Origin of the sequence: Halorussus salinus (genome assembly GCF_004765815.2) — an archaeon.
Classification (GTDB): domain Archaea; phylum Halobacteriota; class Halobacteria; order Halobacteriales; family Haladaptataceae; genus Halorussus; species Halorussus salinus.
In genome coordinates, this window is the sequence record NZ_ML974127.1 from 228,023 (window position 1) to 246,594 (window position 18,572).

Genomic DNA, 18,572 nt, shown 5'->3' on the forward strand with positions numbered 1-18,572 from the left:
GTTCGCTCGCCGTCATCGCGGCCGCTCCAACACGACGCCGCCGTCGCCGACGGCCACGTCCGGTTGCTCGACGGTTCCCAGCACCACGTCGTGGAGCGGCGTCTCGGTCGGCACCTCGCGGGGTCGCCACCCCTCGCGCGTGAACTCGAAGACGGCCCCGTCGGCGTCCACCGCGAGACCGACGTGGCGGTCGCGCGCGACGGCCCGAACGTCTGCCTCGCCGACTGACACCGGGTTCCACGAGAAGCCGTTGTACCGGAAGACGGTGCCGCCGCCAGCGGCGACCGCCACGTCGTCCGGGCCGCGAGGAGCTACGTCGTGGAAGTTCACGCCAGCGCCGTCGATGCCGATGCGCCGCCACTCGCGGCCCGCGTTCACGGTCTGGAAGACGTTGCCCGACGTGTCGCAGACGTAGCCGGTGCCCCGGTCGGCGAACGAGACGCCGAGCGCGCTCGACCCGCCGCCGGGTTCCACCACCTCGCCCCACGACACGCCGTCGCCGTCGTGGCGGCCCTGTAGGAGTTCGCCCGAGCCGTTCACGAGGTAGACCCACTCCTGTCCGGCCAACCCCGCGACGGCGACGTTCTCCCACGTGCTGGTCTTCTCCTCGGGCGCGGAGAAGTCGGTGACTCGTCCGGCGTCGAAGTCGTAGCGACCGACGACGCCGCTGTCGCCACAGAACCAGACGCGCCGCCCGTTCGCCGTGGAATCGACGCCGCTGAGTCCGTTCTGTGCGCCCTCGGGTCCGGCGTCGAGTTCGACCCGCCAGTCGCCGTCCGCGCGGACCACGAGTCGGCCCTCCTCGCCGACCGCGCAGGGGCCGGTCCGAGTGACGGCGGCGCTGTAGAGCGCGCCCTCTGTGGGCGACCGGACCGCGGTCCAGTCGCCGTCGTACTGGTCCCGGTCCCGGTCGTCGCTCGTGGCACACCCCGCGAGCGCGGCGGTCGCGCCCCCGGCGAGACCGAGAAATCCCCGGCGGGTCGTCCGCGGGGTTCGGGCTTCGTGTCCACCTGATGCTGTGGTCACGGACGGTCACACTCCGGCGACTCCGGCGGTGACGAGCGCCGCCCCGCCGAGGACGGCGACGGCACCGACCGTCGCGGCCACCTCGTCCCGGCGCGGCGCGAACCGTTCGAGCGTCACGACGGCGGTGACCGCCAGTAGCCAGACCGGGTTCAGCGACCCGGCGGCGACGAGGAGGGCGAACAGCGGCCACGTACAGCGAACGGAACTGCGAGCGCGCTCGACTCCCCGGCGCGCCGCCTCGGAGACCGACGGGTCGCGTCGCAACACCGCCCAACTGCACGGTTCGAGCGCCGCGCGCTTGGCGGGCGTGAGCTGGTAGAGTCCGGCGAGAATCGCGGTCGTGCCGACGACGAACGCGCCGTGCCGGTCGGCGAGCGCGCCGAGGTCCACCGTCGCGTCCACCGCGAGCGGGACGACTCCGGTCGCGGTCCAGACCAGACTGTACGCGCCGAGCAACGCGGCGGCGACTCGCCACTTCTGGACCGCCGGTCCCCGAACCGTTCCGAGGTAGCGCCCGAGGAACGGGACCAGCGCGGGGTATGTCGCCGTCGAGGTCACGAGGCCCCACACGAGGAGGTACCCGAGGAGGCCCGCGAGACCGCCGTGGGTCCCCATCGCTTCGAGGCCACCGGGGTCGCTCGCGGCCTCGACCGCAGGGGCGACTCCTCGGTAGAGGAGGGTCCACAGCAGGACGGCGACGGTCGCCACGGCGACCGGTACGTCCGGCGGGTCCGAGAGTCCGCGGAGGTGGCCGGAGAACTGTGCGCGCGCTTCGGTGACTGTCGTCGGGATGTCTCGTTTCATGTGTCGAGAAGTGAACTGTCGTCGGCCGTCTACGGTCGTCGGCCGACGGAGGTGGCCGTCGGCAGTGGCCGATTGGAATCGGTCGTCGGGTCGATGCTCCGGGGTCGCGCGTTCGTCAGCGAGCGTGGGACGGTCGCTCTCCCTTCGGCGTGAACGCGCCCGGCGCGGACGTTCGCTTGACGACCGTGGCGACGCGCACGACGAACGCGAACAGGATGGCTAGCGGACTGAACGCGACCGCGAGCGAGACCGTCACGAGCAACAGCAGGGCGGTCTCGCTGATGGCTGGCGGGTAGCCGCTCGCGTATATCATGACCACCAGCGTCGAGGTGAGGAACGCCGCGGTGCCGCTGTAGGCGAGCAACCGCGAGAGGTGGGCCAACTCCTGCTGGAGGTAGATTATCTTGAAGTACTGGCGGGTCACGTCCAGCGAGACCAGCGCCGACTGAAGCTCCTCCAGCAGGTCGTCGGCCGCGTCGGGGAGCGTCCCGTCGAACCGCGCGCGGAGCCGCCGAATCCGGTTGAACTGCCCGGAGTAGTCGTCGTTCATCACCGGCGACAGCACGGCGAAGACGGGCAGGTCCGGCGTCCGGACCTCCTCGGCGATGCGGTCCGATTGGGCGGCGACTCGCTCGGCGAAGGCGTCGAGTTCCGCGCTCGTCCGGTCGTCGCCCGCCTCGTCGGCGACCGACTGGAGCGCTACCGCCCGGTCGCCCATCTCGTTGGCGACGAGTCGCAAGAAAGCGGCCGGGTCGGTCGGACCTACTCTCACGTCGGTCGCTAGCTCCTCGACGCGAAGGCGGAACTCGTGGACGCTGTCGATGCGGTCCCGGAGGGACTCGGGCGTCCCGAACAGCCGCGAGACGGTGAGTTGGTTCACCGCGATGACCAGCGGGATGAACGAGAACAGGCCCGCGATGATGGTGCTGAACATCGTCGTGACGAAACTGCTCTCGCGGACGCCGATGACGTTCGTCAGTCCGAGGGTGAGCGACCCGACGAAGATGCCGAGGACCATCACCGCGACGATGGTCCAGCGGTCGCCGTCGAGGAGCAACCATCGACGCGCCCGACGCTGATTGCCGTCGTCGCGGGCGTAGGCGACCCCGATGCGGAGTCCGGCGAGCGCGACGCTCCCCGCGATGGCGAGAAAGCGCGCGAGGACTCGGAGCGCGGTCGCCAGCACGCCGACGAGCGTGTCGAAGTTCGTGTTCTCGGCGTCCGACTCCGGTGGCCTCTCGTCCGCGCCCGACTCCGGCGGTCTCTCGTCCGCGCCTGACTCCGGCGGTCGGTCGTCGGGGGTGATGTCGTCGGGGGTGTCGTTGTCGGGAGGAGATTCGTCGGGAGCGTCGTCGTCGCGGGTCATCGAATCACTCCCGTCAACAGCGGCAGGGTGGTACCGTCCAACTCGGTGAGGAACGTCGCCAGTCCGACCGTCAGCGCGACCAGCAACAGCACGCGCTTGAGCATCCGGCTCCGGGTCTCGCGGAGCGCCCGCCAGTCGGTCGGGTGGTAGCCCAAGTACCACAGGCAGACGATGGCCGCGGCGTTTATCGAGAAGATGTTGACCAGCACGACCGCGCTCGACCCGAGGACGACCGTCGGGTGCGCCCACGCGATGGCGACGCCGACGACGCCGATTGGCGGCATGATGGCCGCGGCTATCATCACCCCGACCAGCGACGTGAGGCCGCTAGTCGAGAGACTGACCGCGCCCGCCATGCCCGCACAGAGCGCGACCGCGACCAGCAGGAACGTCGGCGACGTGTGGTTGCTGGTCGCCAGACTCGACTGGATGTTCACCGCGGAACTCGGGACCGCGAACGCCTTGACGACCAGCGCGAACGCGACCGAACTGGCGAGCGCGACGACGAGACCGGTCATCTGGTACTTCGTACTCTCGACGAAGAGGCCCTCGTCGTAGATGACCGTCGCGGCGCTGGTCGCCATCGACGGCCCGAGGAGGGGCGCGATGACCATCGCGCCGACCATTACCGGCAGGGAGTCCAGCAGGACGCCCGCGGTGGCGACGGTGGCGCTGATGGCGGTCATCAGGACGTATATCAGGAACTGCGGGAGGAGGTCGGCGGCCTTCGAGTGGAGTTCGTCGCGCGCGACGCGCTGGCGACTCACGGACTCGATTTCCGCGTCAGAAATCCACGCCTCCTCGAAGCCGCCGGAGACTATCGTCTTGGTGTTGACGACGACGGTGTAGCGGTCGTCGCTCAGGTCGAGGTCGGCCAACCGGCGCTGGACCGTCTCGACCGCGCGAACCGGCAACAGGAGTTTGATGATGGCCGACGACTCGGTGTCGCTGGCGTCGTCGGTGACCACGTAGTCGAGGTCGCGCTCCTCGAACAGGCCGACGATTCGTTCGCGGGCGTCCGCGGACAGTGCGAGTATCTCGACGAGTCGCATATCTTTCCTGACCATGCTACGGTTCGCGCCTCGGAGTCGGCGGTGGAAGCGAACGCCCGAAGTCGCCGCGACGGCCCGCTCCGCGGCCGCGGTCACAGGAGTCGCAACTCATCGGATTCGATTCGGTCGGCGTCCTCGAACGCGCGTCGGTACAGTTCGGCGACTCGGTGTCGTATCTCCTCCAGTCGGTCGGCGTTCGTCTCGGTGCAGCCGACGGCGCAGTACGCCGCCACGCCATCGCCGACTTCCGACTCGTATCGCAGGTCGCCAGCGCAGTCGGGACACCGCGGTTCGACGTGGCTGTTCATCCACTCCACGTCGTATCCGACGCGAGCGAGGCGTTCGCCGACCGCGTACCAGAGGTAGAGGTCCCAGCCGGTCCGACTGCTCGCGGTCCGTTTGAGCCGGACGAAACTGAGCGCGACTTTCGAGTACAACTCCTCGTCGGCGTCGTGATGCCGCCGGTGACAGTTACGGAAGTGGTTGAACAGCGCGACGCGCGACGAGCGCATCGCGCCGGTGGTCAGTTCGCCGTCGGGCCGGGTCGCTCCTTCGTGGCGGTCACGCGTCGGATGGTGCGTGACCCGACCGTATTCGTCGTAGTGCCGTTCGTCTGAGAGCGGTGCGCCACTCTTCGGACAGAATGCGTACGTTCCTTTCATAATTATCTACACAAATCACGCTGTTCGGTCGGGGGTCATCTCCGTTCGCGCCGAACGGTCGCCCGGACCGAGCGTCCGGCGAATGATACCGGCCGAAATCCTAAAAAACGTGATTATTGTGCAGATAAAATCTTTATTTCAGTTGTAAATTCTATATATTAAATTTATAGTTTACAATGGTTAACGTTCAAGTGGTTACTCCAACGACTTTTGAATAGCGCGCCGACTACGGTTTCGGACCGGGACCGTTCGACCGGTCGAACGGACTCGACTGTCGAAGCTCTCGGCGCGATGGAATTTTAACTTCTATACGCTAAAATTACGCACGCTCTCCCGTTATTAACTCGGTCCGAGTTTATCTTCGAGATGCGATGCAAAGCCACGAACTCAGCGTCACCGGTATGTCGTGCAAGAGCTGTGAACGAATCGTCGAGCAGGAACTGACCGCGCTTTCGGGCGTCGCGTCCGTCTCCGCCGACAGTAGCTCCGGAACCGTCACCGTCGAAGGTGACGAGGAGTCCCTCGACGCGGCGACGGAAGCCGTCGCCGACATCGGCTACAGCGTCGAACAGTAGACCGACCGGCGTCTCTTTTTTCCGCGACGCGTCCCGGTCGCTCGTCGGGAGTCGGACGCTCGCCGGTCGCGACGCGACTCGCTGTCGAGCGGTCGAGCGAGACCCACCGCCGGGCGACGAGACAGTACAAAAAGGAGGAGCGGCCGCAGTCACGTCAGCGGGACTGCAACGACGGACGACGGTGGGTTACGAAGGATCGCAGGCGTCGGGACGCCGGTCGGCGACCGGCGATTCGGCGGGCGACCTACGTCGTCGTCTCACCGCCCGTCGAGGAGTCGCCGGTCGTCGCGCCGTCGGTCGTCCCGTCCCCGTCGGTCCCGTCGCCGGTCTCGCCGGGGTCGTTGTCGTCGCCGTCCCAGTACTCGCCGCGGGCGTCGAACTGGTCTGCGTCGGGGCTGAGTCCCTCGTGTTCGGTCCGGCCGCGGGGTCGCTGGAGGATGGTGCCGGACTTGCCCACCGCCACGTCGGGTTCGCCCAGCGTCAGGTCCAACAGGTCGTTGCTCGTGCCCGAGTGGACCTCCTGCCAGCGCTCCTCGTCGTCGCGCTGGTAGATGCTCCCGTCGTTGCCGAGGACGACCATCTGGTCGCCGTGGATGTCGAACGCGCGGAGCGCGCCGCCGTCGGTCACGCCGATGGGGGTCCAGTCGTGGTACGAGTCGTCGTAGCGGTAGATGCGGCCGTCGCCCGCGGCGACGTAGACGCGGTTGTCGGGACCGGCGAAGATGTCGTAGAACTTCACCTGCGCGTTGACGATACCGATTTTCTCCCAGCCGTCGTCTCTGGTCGTCTTGAAGGCGTTGCCGCTCGTGTCCACCGCGTAGCCGTAGCCGTCGGGACCGGCCGCGAGCGCGGCGACCTTCGAGCCTTTCTTCGCGGGCTTGTGGACGACGCCCCAGTTCTCGTCGAAGCCGTCGATGGTGAAGGGCAGAATCTCGCCCGAGCCGTTGGCCACGAGGACCTTCTCGGAGCCGCGCTTCCCGGCGACCGCGAGACCTTCCCACGTACTCGTCATCTCCTTCGGGCTGGAGTAGTCGAACTTCCGGCGCTCGACCACGTCGTAACACCCCAGCGCGCCCGACGACCCGGCGAACCAGATGCGCTTGCCGTCGTCGGTCACGTCGAGGCCGCGCAGTTGGTTGTCGCGGGTCTTCGGGCCGTCGTCCAGAATCACCTCCCAGTCGGGTTCCTGCGTACCGTCGTGTCGGTTGGCGACCAGCGTGCCGCCGGAGCCGATGGCGTACGGCCCTTCGGCCGTACTCACGACCTCGTAGAGGGTCTTCTCGAAGGGACTTTCGACACTGTGCCACTCGGGTTCGTCTGCATCGGGGCCAAGTTCCCACATTGCGTACCACCGTACCAGCGATAAATACAAGAAACGCACACAGCGTGTAGAATCCGGGACTGTGTGTACTTCTACGCGAAATTCCGGTTTTATTCGGTCGGGCCGCGATTACCGTCGCATGTGGAGGTTCGACCCCGAGATGAAACCCGGCACGTGGAAGGCGGTCGGTTCGCCCGCGTCCGCGACCCTGTACGACGTGGTTCGGACGGCTTACGGCCCGTGCGCGGTCGGCAAGCGCGGTCGCGTCCTCGGTCGCTCGTCGGACGGCGAGTGGGGCGTCGTCGTGGAGGACGGACCGAGCGCGCGAGGAGCGACCCTCTACTGCGCCGCCGCCACCGACGACGGCGAGCGCGTCTGGTTCGGCGGCGCGAACGGCGCGCTCGGCTACTACGACCTCGAAACGCGGACTCGTGCCGACTTTTCGGAACCCGTGGGCGTCGGCAACGCGTTCCACGCCATCGCGGTCGCGGGCGAGCGCGGCACCGAGAAACTGCTTCTCGCCGACGGGAGCGGCCACTCGCTCCCCGGCGAAATCGAGTCCGGGACGCCCGACTGGGACGACCGGCGCAAGCCCGCGGGCGGCACGGCGCTCACCGGGGTCGGCTCCGACAGCGAGGGCATCGGCTACGCCGTGGACAGCAACGCGAACGTCTGGCGGACGACTGCGGAGGGCTGGCAACGGACCGGCGTCGCGGGCGCACAGAACAGCCTCTACGCCGTCAGCACCTCGACCGACCGCGTGGTCGTCGGCGGCGGCAACGGTCGCGTCTACGAACGTCGCCGGTCGGGAGAGTCGAAGCGCGACCGACGAGACCCGCGCCCGTGGACGCCCTACACGCTCGGAAGTTTCACGGTCGAGGCGCTGGCCCAGCGCGACGGGCGTCTCCTCGCGGCGGGGTCGAACGGGAGCATCTACGTCCGGCGGGTCGGCCGCGACTGGACGCCCGTCGGGTGGTCGGGGTCCAAGACGCTCCTCGGGGTCGCTCTCGGCGGTTCCGGCGACGCCGATTCCAATGTTGGCAGTTCTGGCGTCGGCAGTTCCGGCGTCGCTGGTCCCAGCGTGGCCGTCGGCAAGAACGGGACCATCGTGGAGCGCGTCTCGGACGCCGAGTAATCCGGGACTGTCGGAGCAGTAGGATTATCACGATTCCGGACTTCGGGAGTCTCACGCCATGAACGAGAGCGACCTCGACGAGCTGATTTCGTCACTGACCCCGTACGAATCGGCAGACAGCGTGAAGACCTACCGCAACACCGTCAGCATCTCGTGCCCGGCTTGCGAGGAGCCCTTCGACGATTTGGTGGTCTGTTCGGGTGAGTACGACAGCCTCGAACTGAGCAAGGTCCTCGACCTCTGCGTGACGACCGTGGACGACGACGTACTCCTCTTTACGCATCAGCACTGACTCGGTGGACTCCGAGGACGCGGGCCGAAGTTCGGTGGTCCCGACCACGGAGAGAGGAGGTTTCGTCTGTTCTCGTCGGCGGCCGGACTCCGGGAGTCGGCGGTCCAGAACGGTGAGAGAGGAGGTTTCGTCTGTTCTGGCCGAGAAGTCACTGGGTCGGTTCGCGTATCGGAGAGAGTACGTTTCGTCTGTTCTTGGGACTCGTTAGCGTAGTCGTGGCGCGCGTTCCCGCGGTCCCGACGCATGTTCCCGCGGTCCCGACGCATGTTCCCGCGGTCCCGACGCATGTTCCCGCGGTCGGGGCGAGGAGGGAGAGTAGCTTTCGCCTGTTCCCGCGAGCGAGTCGGTCCCCGAATGGCGTCGATATCGAAACGGCGTTGGTCTCGGAATGGCGTTGGTCCCGAAACGGCGTCGGTGCCAAAACGGCGTCGGTGAGGAGATTTCGTCTGTTTTATCTGGCGGCTAGCGAATGCCCGAGTGTCGATGCACGCGTCGGCGTGGCCGAACGAGTCGTGGGAGTCGTCGGTGGGAGAGTCGTGGGAGTCGTCGGTGGGAGAATCGCGGACACCGTCGGTGTCGGCAGCGAGAGAGTCGCCTGCGCCGACGGGTCTGCCGGAGTCGTCAACATCGTCGTCCGGAAAACCGAACTGCTTCTTCGGGACACACGGAGAGTACGTTTCGTCTGTTTTCCCGCGAGAAGGTCGCCTCCTCGGTTCAAATCCGAAATACCTGAGTATTTTATATCTTGGCGTAGCGGCAAATCACTTCTCGGACTCCCTACCTCCACTTCTGAAACGTATTTCTCACGAAATCTACTCTCTCACTACTACTTAAAGAACTGAAAACACGCGAAACACGAGAACAGTGGTTTTATATATTGTTCCTTCGAGGTTCGACCGAGAACAATGGGCGGGCTGTTCAGCGACGTGACGGACACCATCTTCCTCGACAAGGAAGTCCTCGAAGAGGAGTACCAGCCGGACGAAATCCTCGAACGCGAAGAGGAGATAGACGAGTACAAATCCGCGTTCAAAGACGTGCTGTTCGGTCGCAACCCCTCGAACGTGATGCTCTACGGGAAGGCGGGCGTGGGCAAGACCGCGGTGACGCGCTACGTCTTGGACGAGTTACAGACCGAGACCGACCAGCGCGAGGCGGCCGACGACCTCTACGTCCACCGCCACAACTGCAACGGCGACACGATGTTCAGCGCGGTCCGGACCTTGGTGAACGGACTCCTCCCCGACGAGAGCGCGTCGTTCCCGAAGAAGGGCCTCTCGACGGCCGACGCCTTGGAGGAGTTCTACAGCCAACTCGACCGCCTCGGCGGCACTCACCTCGTGGTGTTGGACGAAATCGACCACCTCCAAGACGCCAACGAACTGCTGTACGAACTCCCCCGCGCTCGCGCGAACGACCACATCGCCGAGGCTCGCATCGGCGTCATCGGCATCAGCAACAACTACACCTTCCGCCAGCGCCTCTCGGCGAAGGTCCAAGACGCGCTCAAGGAGGAGGAAATCTCGTTTTCGACCTACGACGCCAACGAACTCAGAGCAATTCTCCACGACCGCGCCGAGAAAGCCCTCTCGGACGACAGCTACTCGAACAGCGCCATCGCCAAGGCCGCCGCGGTCGCGGGCCGCGACACCGGGAGCGCCCGACAGGCCATCGACCTCCTCCGGAAGGGCGCGGAAATCGCGGAGGGCAACGACGAACCGATGGTCGAGGACGACCACATCGGCCTCGCCCGCGAGGCGGTCAAGCGCGGCCGCCTACAGGACAAAATCGAGGACCAGTCGCTGCACGCCCGCCTCGTCCTCGAAGCGGTCGCCCAACTCGACCACGTCGGCGAGACGCCCGCCCGCTCGAAGGAGATCATGCAGATGTACCGGCGCGTCGCCGCCAAGCGCGCCGAGGAGCCACTGACCACGCTCAAGAGCATCCAGAACCACCTCAGCGACCTCTACATGCTCGGGTTCCTCCTCCGGCGCGAGGAGAACGAGGGCCGGAAGGGCGGGTCGTACCACGAGTACGACCTCGACATGGACCCCGACGTAGTGTTCGAGGTCTGCGACGAACTGGACGAAGAAGAGGCGGTGTAGCGGCTCTGTTTTCGGGACGGCGAGCGGAACGTCCGGCGAATCGGGAACGCCGGAACTCGGAAATTCGGGGGACGCGGGAGATGGCCGAAGCGGGTCAGAGCCGCAGAGCCGACGCAGGTCGGGGAGTCGGAGGGCCGAAGCAGGAGGGGGCTGGAGGGCCGAAGCAGGAGGGGGCTGGAGGGCCGAAGCAGGAGGGGGCTAAAGAGTCGAAGACCGTCAGCGGGTTGGAGGGCCGAAGCCTGTCAACGCGCCCCACGAACTACGTCGTCAGTCGATGTCGGCGCGGGCGAACGACAGGTAGCCGAGTGCAGGCGGGACGACCATCCACGCGAGAAGTACGGCGACCACGGTGACGCCACTGACCGACCCGCTCGTCTCGAACGCGCTGCCGGGGAGGAGTTGGAGCGACCGGAAGTACGACTCCGTGGGACTCAGCGCGGTGAAGACCCGCCAGAGTCCGCCCGAGAACTGGACGCCGAGTAGTAAGTCCGCCCCACCGGCGATAACCTGCGGGACGGTGACGGGCGAGATGCGCGACCAGAGGAGGGTGAACACGAAGTACATCGCGACCGTGTTCGTCATCGCTCGGCTTCGACTGTCGCTCACGGCGGAGACGGCGACGCCGACGCCCACGTACGACCCCGCGAACAGGAGCGTCAGCCCACCGAAGGTCGCGACCGTGTCGAGTCGCGGCCGGTCGAACAACTGCATCGACGCGGCCCCGGCGACGAGGAAGGCGAGACCCACCGCCACTGCGACGAGACCGAATCGGGAGACGTACTTACCGAGTAGCACGTCGCTCCGTTCAAGCGGGTAACCCAGCAGGAACCGAATCGTCCCGGAGTCGCGTTCGCCCGCGATGGCGAGGTAGCTCGCGAGCAGCGACACCAGCGGCACGAACAGGAACCCGACGACCACCGTCAGTTGAATCGCTGTGTGGACCGTCTGGCCCTCGGTGAGCGCGACGCCGACGAAGATGACGCCGACGAAGAGGACGTAGAGTCCGAGGACCGCTTGCATCAGTCGCGCTCGCCGAACGTCCAGCAGGTCCTGTCTGACGACGCCGACCACCGACCCGAGGTCGGTCACGCCGACACCTCCGGGTCGTCGCTTCGCGTCGCCGCGGCCCCCTCGCCCGCGTCCGCACCGCCCGTGAGCGCCGTGAACGTGTCTTCGAGGCTTCCCTCCTCGACCTCGAAGTCGGCGACGCCGCCGGTCCGTTCGAGCGCCGCGACCGTCCGTCCCTTCGCCCGAGGAGTCCGGCAGGAGACGGTCACCCGGTCGCCATCGACCTGCACCTCCTCGACGCCATCGAGGTCCGTCACCGTTTCGGGGCGAATCGGTGGATCGGCGACCGTCGCTCGGACGACCGTCTCGTCCGTCCACTGCCTTCGGAGGGTGTCGATATCGTCCACTGCTGCCATCTCTCCGGCCCGCATCACCCCCACGCGGTCGCTGACGGCCTCGACTTCCGGGAGGATGTGCGACGAGAAGAAGACGGTCGTCCCGTCGGCGGCCTCCTCGAGAACGATGTCCCGAATCTCCTGCATCCCGTTGGGGTCGAGACCGGACTGGGGTTCGTCCAAGACGAGGAGGTCCGGGTCACCGGCGAGGGCGGTCGCCAGCGCCGTCCGTTGGGCCATCCCGGTCGAGTAGCCGCCCGCCCGACGGTCCCACGCCTCGGGGTCGAGACCGACCCGCGAGAGGAGTCGTTCGGGGTCGTCGGCGGCGTCCTTGATGCGAATCGCGGACGCGACGTGTTCTCGCCCCGTCAGTCGGTCGTAGACCTCGACGTTCTCCGGGAGAACGCCGGTCCGTGCCCGAAGGGCGCGCGATTCGGTCTCCGCGTCGTGACCGAGGATAGTGGCGCTCCCGGCGGTGGGCGACATGTACCCGAGCAGGACGTTGATGGCGGTCGATTTCCCCGCGCCGTTCGGACCGAGGAAGCCGAACACCTCGCCCTCCTCGACCTCGAAGGTCAGTCCATCGACGGCAGTTACGTCGCCGAAGCGTTTCGTCAGGTCGCTCGTCTCTATTACCGACATGCGATTCGTGGTCGCCGAGTGACGACGATAAAGGGGTAACTTCGTTTTTGCGGCTGTATCCGACGAAGAGGTCCATACACCCGATATTTCGGCGTTCGAGTTCCTCTCCCGTCCGGGGTCGCTCTCCGACCGATACACCCCGTAGCGACGAGATATTCGCGTACAACGATTTCTCAATACCCGCGTTTTCGGTGGATATAACAACCTAACGAGATGATATGGGGGTAATGAGTCGGAAATCGGCGTCGCTCCTCACCAAGACCCAACGGCGACGCCTCAGGAACGACTTCGAGGAGTTGAACGAGAACAAGAAACGGCGCGACCAACAGCGCATCCGCGACCGATTGCAGGCCGGGACGTTCGACTTTCGACTCCTCGCCGACCTTTCGGACAGACAGCTCGAACTGGCGTTCGACGACGCCTCGGACGAGGAGCTTCGGGCGGCGCTCTCCGACGCGTATCTCACCGTCGAGCGCATCCGCGAACTCCGGGAGTACGACCGCGACGACCTGATAGAAACCGCCCGCGTTCGCCGCGACGAGTACGCGGCCGACGGCGACGACGCGGGTTCGCTCGCTACCCTCGAACTCCGGACCGAGGCCGAGGTGCGAGACGCCACCGAAACCGAGACCGAAGCGCGGTTGACGGGGAGTCGCTGGACGAAGTACGCGAACGCCGTCATGGCCCTCGGTGCCGCGGGATTCGCACTCAGTGCCGTCCTGTGGTCGCTTGACCAACTGTTCGGGACGAGCCTCTGGGCGGGAAACAACGCTCTCGTCGTGACTGTCTTCGTTCTCATCTTCTTGGGTCTGTCGGGGTGGACGCTCATCATGGGCGCGAACGTCCTGAAACACGACGTTAGCCCCTACGTCAGACGGCTGTTGGACGAGCAACTGTCTTCGTAACCGACTGCGAGAAACTGCTCCGTAACCGACCGCGAGAAACTGCTCGCGTAGCCGATTGCGAATCAGTTGGCGGCGGGCTACAGCCAGCGTAACCCCGAATTTCGCGTCGCCAGATACTCCTCGCCCAGTCGAGCGCCCTCGGGCACCGACACCACCTCACCCTGCCGCTCGACGACGGTCTCCCGGAGGAACGGGTGGCCGGGGTCGAACGACGGACTGGCCCGAATCCGGCGCTCCGCATCGAGCGTGAACAGGTCGGCGTCGAAGGCTCGGTGATGGAGCGGATTCAACACGAGCGCGTTCTCCGGGTCCTCGGCCGACTCCGGACACTCGCTCCGGGGTACGACGTGCGCGAGGTCGAGCAGGGGTGGCTCGTCGATTCCCGTCACGACGCACTCGTTCCCGTACCTGTCCAGTACCGCGCGCCGGAACCGGTCGCTGACCGCGACCTCCTCGCGCTCGTACCGCCCGACGGTCCCTCCTCGTCGGCGAGTTCCGTCCCGTTCCCGACTCTCGTCCCGCGGTCGAGTCCAACCCCGCCGGTGTGTCCCGCTCGCGTCGCTCACGACTTCGCCGGTCGGCCACTGCTTCGCCTCGCCGGTTCGGACCCACTCGCGCCAGACCTCGGGCGCTCGCTCGTCGCTGTTCGACCGGACGCGGTCGTGGAGCCACGTCGGCGAGACGGTGGCGGTGTTCAGGACCGTGAAGTGAAACCGGTAGTTCGGAATCCGGTTCTCCTCGTCGTCCGTGTACCGTTTCACCTCGAAGTAGTCCGGGACACAGAGTCCACAGAACGCCACGACTCCCGGCTCGGGCTTGCGGAACACGAGGACGGGCGGGACCTCCTCGCGGTTCCCCTTCGCGGCGGCGTCGAACGCGCGCTTGACCTTCCGGTTCTGGGCCGACTCGTCGTAGGGGGTCCCGCGCTTGGCGTCGCCCCAGTAGTCGATGCGACCGAGCGAAGTCGCGAGGAGGTCCTGCCACGGGTCGGCGTGTTGGGACACGCCGTCGTCGTTCGAGACGAGGACGAGCGCCGCGGGGTGGTCGGCCACGTTCGAACTCAACTCCCGAATCCCGCCCGTGTTCTTGATTCCGGCGTCCAGCGACCCGCGAATCGGGCGCAGGAACTCGTCGGCGGGGACGTTCGGACTCCCCTTGTCCCGGTACCGGTCGCCGATTCGGAACACGTCGTTCATGTCATCGCGGACTTATTCGAGAGATATAGTCTCCTCGAGTCGGTCCGGAGGGAAGTCGTCGTGACCAACGTACTCGATTCTGGCCACCTTGCTCGACTCGTCTGATTCGCTCGAAATACTCGACTCACTCGAACTATCCAACTTGCTCCAACTGCCCAACTCACTCGAAACGACCGGTCTCAAATCGCGTCCGCGTTCGACGCCCACTCCACGAGTGCGAACAGTTCCACGACAACGAACAGTGCAACGGCGACCTTTGCTACCGACGACAGTTTTCCACTCATCGCGCAAGACTACGGTCGAGACGTAGTTACCCTTGTCGGAGTCGGTCGGTTCGACCAGTCTGCGAGCCGTCGAAGCCGTGAGCCATCAAACCTATACTATCATACCCGTAAGCCCACGGCGATGGACTGGCACGTCAGCCCTCGGGTGGGTCTCTACGAGGTGGTTCGGTGAGTCGGCGAGCGGTGGTCGCGGTCGTCGTGCTGGTCGGCGTCCTCGGCGCTGGCGTCCTGTTCGCTGGCGGGGCGGACCTCGGCGGCGACACCGACGCTGGCGCGGGCGACTCGACGGCGACCTCGTCGCCGACGACCGCGCGACCTGCGACCGATACTGCGACACCTGCGACCGACGCCGGGGACGAATCGAGCGACAGGCACGACGCGACAGCGACGACGAGTATGAGTTCGGAGTACGCATTCACCATCGAGACCATCGAGGAGTGTGGAAGCACCTGCCGAGACGTGACGGCGCGACTGACCAACTCCGGCGACGAGACCCGCGAGGAGGTCCGGGTCGCCACGGCGATGCTCGCCGACGGCGAGGTGCTGTGGTCGGGCAACGAGTCGGTCGGCACACTGGACCCCGGCGAGTCGCACGTCTCCACGAGGCGCGTGGACGTAGGCTTCACCGGCGGGATGCAGATCAGCGCCAACGACGGCTACGTGACCATCGTCACCGTGGTCCACTCCGAGAGCGGCAAGACGCGCTTCGCCGAGCGCCGGAAGGTCGCCTAGGTCTCTTCGATTTCGGTTCCGCAGTCGGGGCACTCCTCGTCGGCGATAGTCACCTGCGCGTCGCACTCGGGGCAGAAGTCGAGGTAGCAGGCCGGGTCTCCCATGTCTGTATGCTTCGATAGTGAGGAACTAAGCGTTTGTCCCGCCGCTGTCGTGGTGTTTCGAAACGCTTTTCTTTTTCATGCGCCTCGTACCGAATGCGCCGCCTTAGCTCAGACTGGGAGAGCACTCGACTGAAGATCGAGCTGTCCCCGGTTCAAATCCGGGAGGCGGCACTTCTTGGATTTCGACACCACCAGCGAGGCGTTTTATCGCCGAGCGGAGTGCGTCGAAATCCGGAATGCACCCCGACAGGATTTGAACCCTGCAAGTCACAGCCCGGAAGCGCAACGAAGTGAGCATCCCGGACTGTCTTGCTCCGGTTCAAATCCGGGAAACAGCATTCTCTCGCACTTCGTTCTGCATCCCGTACAGCGGCAGAGTCCGGAAATACAGGTCCGACCGACGACACAGCATTAATGCCATGTGAATATCTATCAGTCTCGCATGTGTTCTCAAAACGAAGCAATCCCCGACGACCTTCCACCCCATCCGTGCCGAGAGGAGCAGATTGGCGACAGCATCACGATTGAACAACTGGTTGAGGGCGACGAAATCGACCTCTCGGTAGTGATGCGGTGGAGTGAGTACGTGAACGAGTACGCGAGCGAAATAACGCCTCCTCCGGAACTTCCGACTCGATTCGAAGAATCAACCGTCGAACAGGTCGAACACACGCGCCTTTCGGACTGTTCGACCGACGAGATTGTTGCCTTACTCGGCTGGCACTTTTGGCACGAATCCGGTGAGAAGAAGCTGTTTCACGACGACGAACCAGAGAAAAAAGGAGGGAGGAACTAATCTGCTTTCCCGGACGGCGGTCAGTGCTTCGACTAACTCCCGGAACCGCGCGAAGCGTCAGACGTTCTGACTATCCCAGTGACGCTCAGATTCGCGAGGAGACACGTCTTCTATCGACGCCCGTCCGACCACTTAGCCAAGGTTTATACTTGGGATTTCGCTAGCTCAACGTGATGGAGTCCCCGTTCGACGTGTTACTCGTCGATGAAGACGCCGACGACGAGGAGGTAGAGCAGGCGTACAGGCGGCGGGTGAAAGAAGCCCATCCGGACCAAGGCGGGTCGGTCGAGGAGTTCCAAGCGGTCCGGCGGGCCTACGAGCGGATTCAGGCGGGCTACGAGCCAAACGGGACTGAGGCCGAGACGACTGCGAGCGCGGGCGAGACCGACACCGGGGAGACAAATTTCGGGACGGGCGGCGAGCGCACCGCGTCCCAACCGGAACCAGAGCCGGAACCGAAACCGGGACAGGTCTCCTCGGATGTCGAGTATCTCAACTACGAGGTGCTGAGCGACTTCGGGTGGGAGACGGACGACGACGACCTCTTCGGGAAGGCGGCCGCGGCGGGCTTGGACGACGAGGACTACGGCGCGTTCGAGGTCCACCCCGGCGAGTCGCTACTGGAGGCCGCTGAGGACCGCGGATTCGCGTGGCCCTTCGCCTGCCGCGGCGGGGCGTGTGCGAACTGTGCCATCTTACTCCTCGACGGCGAGTTGTCGATGCCAGCCAGCCACGTCCTCCCCGACGAGTTGATGGATGAGGGTTTTCGGCTCTCGTGCAACGGGATGCCGATTACGGACGAACTGAAGGTCGTCTACAACGTCAAGCACATGCCCGAACTCGACGACCTGCTGTTGCCGCCCCAGCCGTTCGAGAACGCGTATCCGAATCGGTGAGCGCGGTCCGGGTGGGCAAACGTCCGCTCGTCACTCCGTCTTTCGCGTCCGTGACACTATCTCTCTCGGAAGCCTTATACGTCGGACGGGTCTCTCTACGGTTGCAATGGCGAAAGGTACGGTTGATTTCTTCAACGACACGGGCGGTTACGGCTTTATCGACACTGAGGACGAGGACGAGGACGTTTTCTTCCACATGGAAGACGTTGGCGGCCCGGACCTCGAAGAGGGACAGGAAATCGAGTTCGACATCGAGCAGGCAGACAAGGGTCCGCGCGCGACCAACGTCCAGCGACTGTAATTCGGTCGGACTTTCAGATACAACTACTTCATTTTTCGAGCGCCGAGCGACCGAGTAGCGGTCGCAGTGCAGAATCGTGACGGGGTTCCGGAGACGTTACTCGTCGAGTCGCGCCATCTCGTCGTCCGACAGTTCGAGCGCGGAGGCCGCGACGTTCTGCTCCAAGTGGTCCACGCTGGAGGTCCCCGGAATCGGAATCGTCACCGGCGAGTGCTGGAGGAGCCACGCCAGCGCGACCTGCCGGGGCGTCGCGTCGCGGTCGTCGGCCACATCTTCCAGTACGGACTCCTTGTCGCCCAACTCGCCGCCGCCGATGGGGAAGTAGGAGACGAAGCCGATACCGGCCTCCTCGCAGGCTTCCAGTACGTCCTCGTGGTCGCGGTTGCCGACGTTGTACTCGTTCTGGACCGTCGCGATTTCGACCATCTCGCGGGCCTCGTCCAACTGCTCGACCGAGACGTTGCTCAGGCCGACGTGGTCCACGAGTCCGTCGTCTTTCAACTCGGCGAAGGTGTTGACCGCGTCCTCGAACGAGCAGTCCACGTCCGGGGTGTGCAAATGGTAGAGGTCGATGCTCTCGACGCCGAGGCGGTCGCGGCTACAGAGGACCTGATTCCGGAAGTAGTCGGGGTCGCCGTGGGGAATCCAGTCGCCAGACCGATTGCGCAGGAGTCCGGCCTTGGTCCCGACGACGACCTCCTCGGGGTCGATGGCTTCCCGGACGATTCGCTCGCTGACTCCCGGTCCGTAGGAGTCGGCGGTGTCCACGAAATCGACGTTCATCTCGACCGCGCGCTGGAGGACCTCGCGGGCTTGCTCCTCGTCGTCCGGCGGGCCGATTATCTCCTCGCCCGTGAGTCGCATCGCGCCGTACGCGAGGCGATGGACCGTCAACTCGCCGCCGATGTCGAACGTGTCGCTCCGGTTCTCGCTGACTTCGACCATACCGATTCGTCTCGCCGACGGCCAATAGGG

Annotated in this window: 20 protein-coding genes and 1 tRNA gene; 10 read left to right on the forward strand and 11 right to left on the reverse strand. The window is 65.5% G+C overall.

Annotated elements, in window-relative coordinates:
• Positions 1–12: 12 nt before the first annotated feature.
• The 5 genes from EPL00_RS01120 to EPL00_RS01140 all read right to left on the reverse strand — a co-directional run bounded on the left by EPL00_RS01120 (position 13) and on the right by EPL00_RS01140 (position 4,910).
• Positions 13–1,026: a WD40/YVTN/BNR-like repeat-containing protein gene (locus EPL00_RS01120; protein ID WP_135852235.1), complete on the reverse strand. Its 1,014-nt coding sequence runs from the start codon at positions 1,024–1,026 to the stop codon at positions 13–15.
• Between the two features lie 6 nt (positions 1,027–1,032).
• Complete coding sequence (locus tag EPL00_RS01125; RefSeq protein ID WP_135852234.1) at positions 1,033–1,830, reverse strand: copper chaperone; 798 nt, start codon at positions 1,828–1,830, stop codon at positions 1,033–1,035.
• 115 nt (positions 1,831–1,945) lie between these two features.
• Positions 1,946–3,196, reverse strand: a complete 1,251-nt coding sequence (locus EPL00_RS01130; protein ID WP_135852233.1) for a hypothetical protein — start codon at positions 3,194–3,196, stop codon at positions 1,946–1,948.
• Entirely contained in the window at positions 3,193–4,263 is a 1,071-nt protein-coding gene (locus EPL00_RS01135) for a TIGR00341 family protein (protein ID WP_202932518.1), read from the reverse strand. Before EPL00_RS01135 ends, EPL00_RS01130 begins: the two co-directional genes overlap by 4 nt.
• 77 nt (positions 4,264–4,340) lie before the next feature.
• Positions 4,341–4,910, reverse strand: coding sequence for a hypothetical protein (locus EPL00_RS01140; RefSeq protein WP_135852232.1), 570 nt, complete (start codon positions 4,908–4,910; stop codon positions 4,341–4,343).
• 371 nt (positions 4,911–5,281) lie between these two features.
• On the opposite strand from EPL00_RS01140, the gene EPL00_RS01145 reads away from it, so the two are divergent.
• Entirely contained in the window at positions 5,282–5,485 is a 204-nt protein-coding gene (locus EPL00_RS01145; RefSeq protein WP_135852231.1) for a heavy-metal-associated domain-containing protein, read from the forward strand.
• A 244-nt stretch (positions 5,486–5,729) separates the two neighbouring features.
• Here EPL00_RS01145 and EPL00_RS01150 read toward each other — a convergent pair whose 3' ends face one another.
• Positions 5,730–6,827 carry a WD40/YVTN/BNR-like repeat-containing protein gene (locus tag EPL00_RS01150; RefSeq protein ID WP_135852230.1) on the reverse strand — a complete coding sequence of 366 codons (1,098 nt, stop codon included), beginning with the start codon at positions 6,825–6,827 and terminating at the stop codon, positions 5,730–5,732.
• Positions 6,828–6,945: 118 nt separating this feature from the next.
• Between EPL00_RS01150 and EPL00_RS01155 the strand changes: the two genes are divergently transcribed.
• The 3 genes from EPL00_RS01155 to EPL00_RS01165 all read left to right on the forward strand — a co-directional run bounded on the left by EPL00_RS01155 (position 6,946) and on the right by EPL00_RS01165 (position 10,338).
• A complete protein-coding gene (locus EPL00_RS01155) occupies positions 6,946–7,941 on the forward strand; it encodes a hypothetical protein (RefSeq protein WP_135852229.1) in 996 nt (331 codons plus the stop codon).
• Positions 7,942–7,999: 58 nt separating this feature from the next.
• On the forward strand, positions 8,000–8,233 hold the full coding sequence (locus EPL00_RS01160; RefSeq protein ID WP_135852228.1) for a DUF7385 family protein: 234 nt from the start codon (positions 8,000–8,002) through the stop codon (positions 8,231–8,233).
• A 905-nt stretch (positions 8,234–9,138) separates the two neighbouring features.
• Positions 9,139–10,338: a Cdc6/Cdc18 family protein gene (locus tag EPL00_RS01165; protein WP_135852227.1), complete on the forward strand. Its 1,200-nt coding sequence runs from the start codon at positions 9,139–9,141 to the stop codon at positions 10,336–10,338.
• Positions 10,339–10,605: 267 nt separating this feature from the next.
• On the opposite strand, the gene EPL00_RS01170 is transcribed toward EPL00_RS01165, so the two are convergent.
• Positions 10,606–11,427, reverse strand: a complete 822-nt coding sequence (locus tag EPL00_RS01170; protein ID WP_135852226.1) for an ABC transporter permease subunit — start codon at positions 11,425–11,427, stop codon at positions 10,606–10,608.
• The gene (locus tag EPL00_RS01175; RefSeq protein WP_135852225.1) at positions 11,424–12,383 is read right to left on the reverse strand and encodes an ABC transporter ATP-binding protein; all 960 of its coding nucleotides are present in this window, start codon (positions 12,381–12,383) and stop codon (positions 11,424–11,426) included. Before EPL00_RS01175 ends, EPL00_RS01170 begins: the two co-directional genes overlap by 4 nt.
• 227 nt (positions 12,384–12,610) lie before the next feature.
• On the opposite strand from EPL00_RS01175, the gene EPL00_RS01180 reads away from it, so the two are divergent.
• Positions 12,611–13,288, forward strand: coding sequence for an ABC transporter permease (locus EPL00_RS01180; protein WP_135852224.1), 678 nt, complete (start codon positions 12,611–12,613; stop codon positions 13,286–13,288).
• Between the two features lie 77 nt (positions 13,289–13,365).
• Here the strand turns inward: EPL00_RS01180 and EPL00_RS01185 are convergent, their stop codons facing one another.
• Complete coding sequence (locus EPL00_RS01185) at positions 13,366–14,484, reverse strand: HNH endonuclease (RefSeq protein ID WP_135852223.1); 1,119 nt, start codon at positions 14,482–14,484, stop codon at positions 13,366–13,368.
• A gap of 452 nt (positions 14,485–14,936) precedes the next feature.
• Here EPL00_RS01185 and EPL00_RS01190 point away from each other — a divergent pair, with 452 nt between their 5' ends.
• Positions 14,937–15,500, forward strand: coding sequence for a hypothetical protein (locus EPL00_RS01190; RefSeq protein WP_135852222.1), 564 nt, complete (start codon positions 14,937–14,939; stop codon positions 15,498–15,500).
• Here EPL00_RS01190 and EPL00_RS23975 read toward each other — a convergent pair.
• Positions 15,497–15,604 (reverse strand): zinc ribbon domain-containing protein, encoded by a 108-nt coding sequence (locus EPL00_RS23975; protein ID WP_135852221.1) that lies wholly within the window; start codon positions 15,602–15,604, stop codon positions 15,497–15,499. The genes EPL00_RS01190 and EPL00_RS23975 overlap by 4 nt on opposite strands.
• 97 nt (positions 15,605–15,701) lie before the next feature.
• Here EPL00_RS23975 and EPL00_RS01200 point away from each other — a divergent pair.
• The 4 genes from EPL00_RS01200 to EPL00_RS01215 all read left to right on the forward strand — a co-directional run bounded on the left by EPL00_RS01200 (position 15,702) and on the right by EPL00_RS01215 (position 17,597).
• Positions 15,702–15,775 (forward strand) — tRNA-Phe (locus EPL00_RS01200).
• A 271-nt stretch (positions 15,776–16,046) separates the two neighbouring features.
• Complete coding sequence (locus EPL00_RS01205; protein ID WP_135852220.1) at positions 16,047–16,400, forward strand: hypothetical protein; 354 nt, start codon at positions 16,047–16,049, stop codon at positions 16,398–16,400.
• Between the two features lie 173 nt (positions 16,401–16,573).
• A complete protein-coding gene (gene fer / locus EPL00_RS23980) occupies positions 16,574–17,296 on the forward strand; it encodes a ferredoxin Fer (RefSeq protein WP_135852219.1) in 723 nt (240 codons plus the stop codon).
• 106 nt (positions 17,297–17,402) lie between these two features.
• A complete protein-coding gene (locus EPL00_RS01215; RefSeq protein ID WP_135823231.1) occupies positions 17,403–17,597 on the forward strand; it encodes a cold-shock protein in 195 nt (64 codons plus the stop codon).
• A gap of 96 nt (positions 17,598–17,693) precedes the next feature.
• On the opposite strand, the gene EPL00_RS01220 is transcribed toward EPL00_RS01215, so the two are convergent.
• Positions 17,694–18,542: an aldo/keto reductase gene (locus EPL00_RS01220; RefSeq protein ID WP_135852218.1), complete on the reverse strand. Its 849-nt coding sequence runs from the start codon at positions 18,540–18,542 to the stop codon at positions 17,694–17,696.
• Positions 18,543–18,572: the final 30 nt, after the last annotated feature.

What these genes read in the sequence shown, in the direction of transcription:
- fer (WP_135852219.1), top strand. Translation starts at nt 16,574, where the DNA reads ATGGAGTCCCCGTTCGACGTGTTACTCGTCGATGAAGACGCCGACGAC.
- EPL00_RS01165 (WP_135852227.1), top strand. Translation starts at nt 9,139, where the DNA reads ATGGGCGGGCTGTTCAGCGACGTGACGGACACCATCTTCCTCGACAAG.
- EPL00_RS01185 (WP_135852223.1), bottom strand. Translation starts at nt 14,484, where the DNA reads ATGAACGACGTGTTCCGAATCGGCGACCGGTACCGGGACAAGGGGAGT.
- EPL00_RS01150 (WP_135852230.1), bottom strand. Translation starts at nt 6,827, where the DNA reads ATGTGGGAACTTGGCCCCGATGCAGACGAACCCGAGTGGCACAGTGTC.
- EPL00_RS01180 (WP_135852224.1), top strand. Translation starts at nt 12,611, where the DNA reads ATGAGTCGGAAATCGGCGTCGCTCCTCACCAAGACCCAACGGCGACGC.
- EPL00_RS01130 (WP_135852233.1), bottom strand. Translation starts at nt 3,196, where the DNA reads ATGACCCGCGACGACGACGCTCCCGACGAATCTCCTCCCGACAACGAC.
- EPL00_RS01220 (WP_135852218.1), bottom strand. Translation starts at nt 18,542, where the DNA reads ATGGTCGAAGTCAGCGAGAACCGGAGCGACACGTTCGACATCGGCGGC.
- EPL00_RS01135 (WP_202932518.1), bottom strand. Translation starts at nt 4,263, where the DNA reads ATGGTCAGGAAAGATATGCGACTCGTCGAGATACTCGCACTGTCCGCG.
- EPL00_RS01140 (WP_135852232.1), bottom strand. Translation starts at nt 4,910, where the DNA reads ATGAAAGGAACGTACGCATTCTGTCCGAAGAGTGGCGCACCGCTCTCA.
- EPL00_RS01205 (WP_135852220.1), top strand. Translation starts at nt 16,047, where the DNA reads ATGTGTTCTCAAAACGAAGCAATCCCCGACGACCTTCCACCCCATCCG.
- EPL00_RS01160 (WP_135852228.1), top strand. Translation starts at nt 8,000, where the DNA reads ATGAACGAGAGCGACCTCGACGAGCTGATTTCGTCACTGACCCCGTAC.
- EPL00_RS23975 (WP_135852221.1), bottom strand. Translation starts at nt 15,604, where the DNA reads ATGGGAGACCCGGCCTGCTACCTCGACTTCTGCCCCGAGTGCGACGCG.
- EPL00_RS01125 (WP_135852234.1), bottom strand. Translation starts at nt 1,830, where the DNA reads ATGAAACGAGACATCCCGACGACAGTCACCGAAGCGCGCGCACAGTTC.
- EPL00_RS01215 (WP_135823231.1), top strand. Translation starts at nt 17,403, where the DNA reads ATGGCGAAAGGTACGGTTGATTTCTTCAACGACACGGGCGGTTACGGC.
- EPL00_RS01175 (WP_135852225.1), bottom strand. Translation starts at nt 12,383, where the DNA reads ATGTCGGTAATAGAGACGAGCGACCTGACGAAACGCTTCGGCGACGTA.
- EPL00_RS01155 (WP_135852229.1), top strand. Translation starts at nt 6,946, where the DNA reads ATGTGGAGGTTCGACCCCGAGATGAAACCCGGCACGTGGAAGGCGGTC.
- EPL00_RS01145 (WP_135852231.1), top strand. Translation starts at nt 5,282, where the DNA reads ATGCAAAGCCACGAACTCAGCGTCACCGGTATGTCGTGCAAGAGCTGT.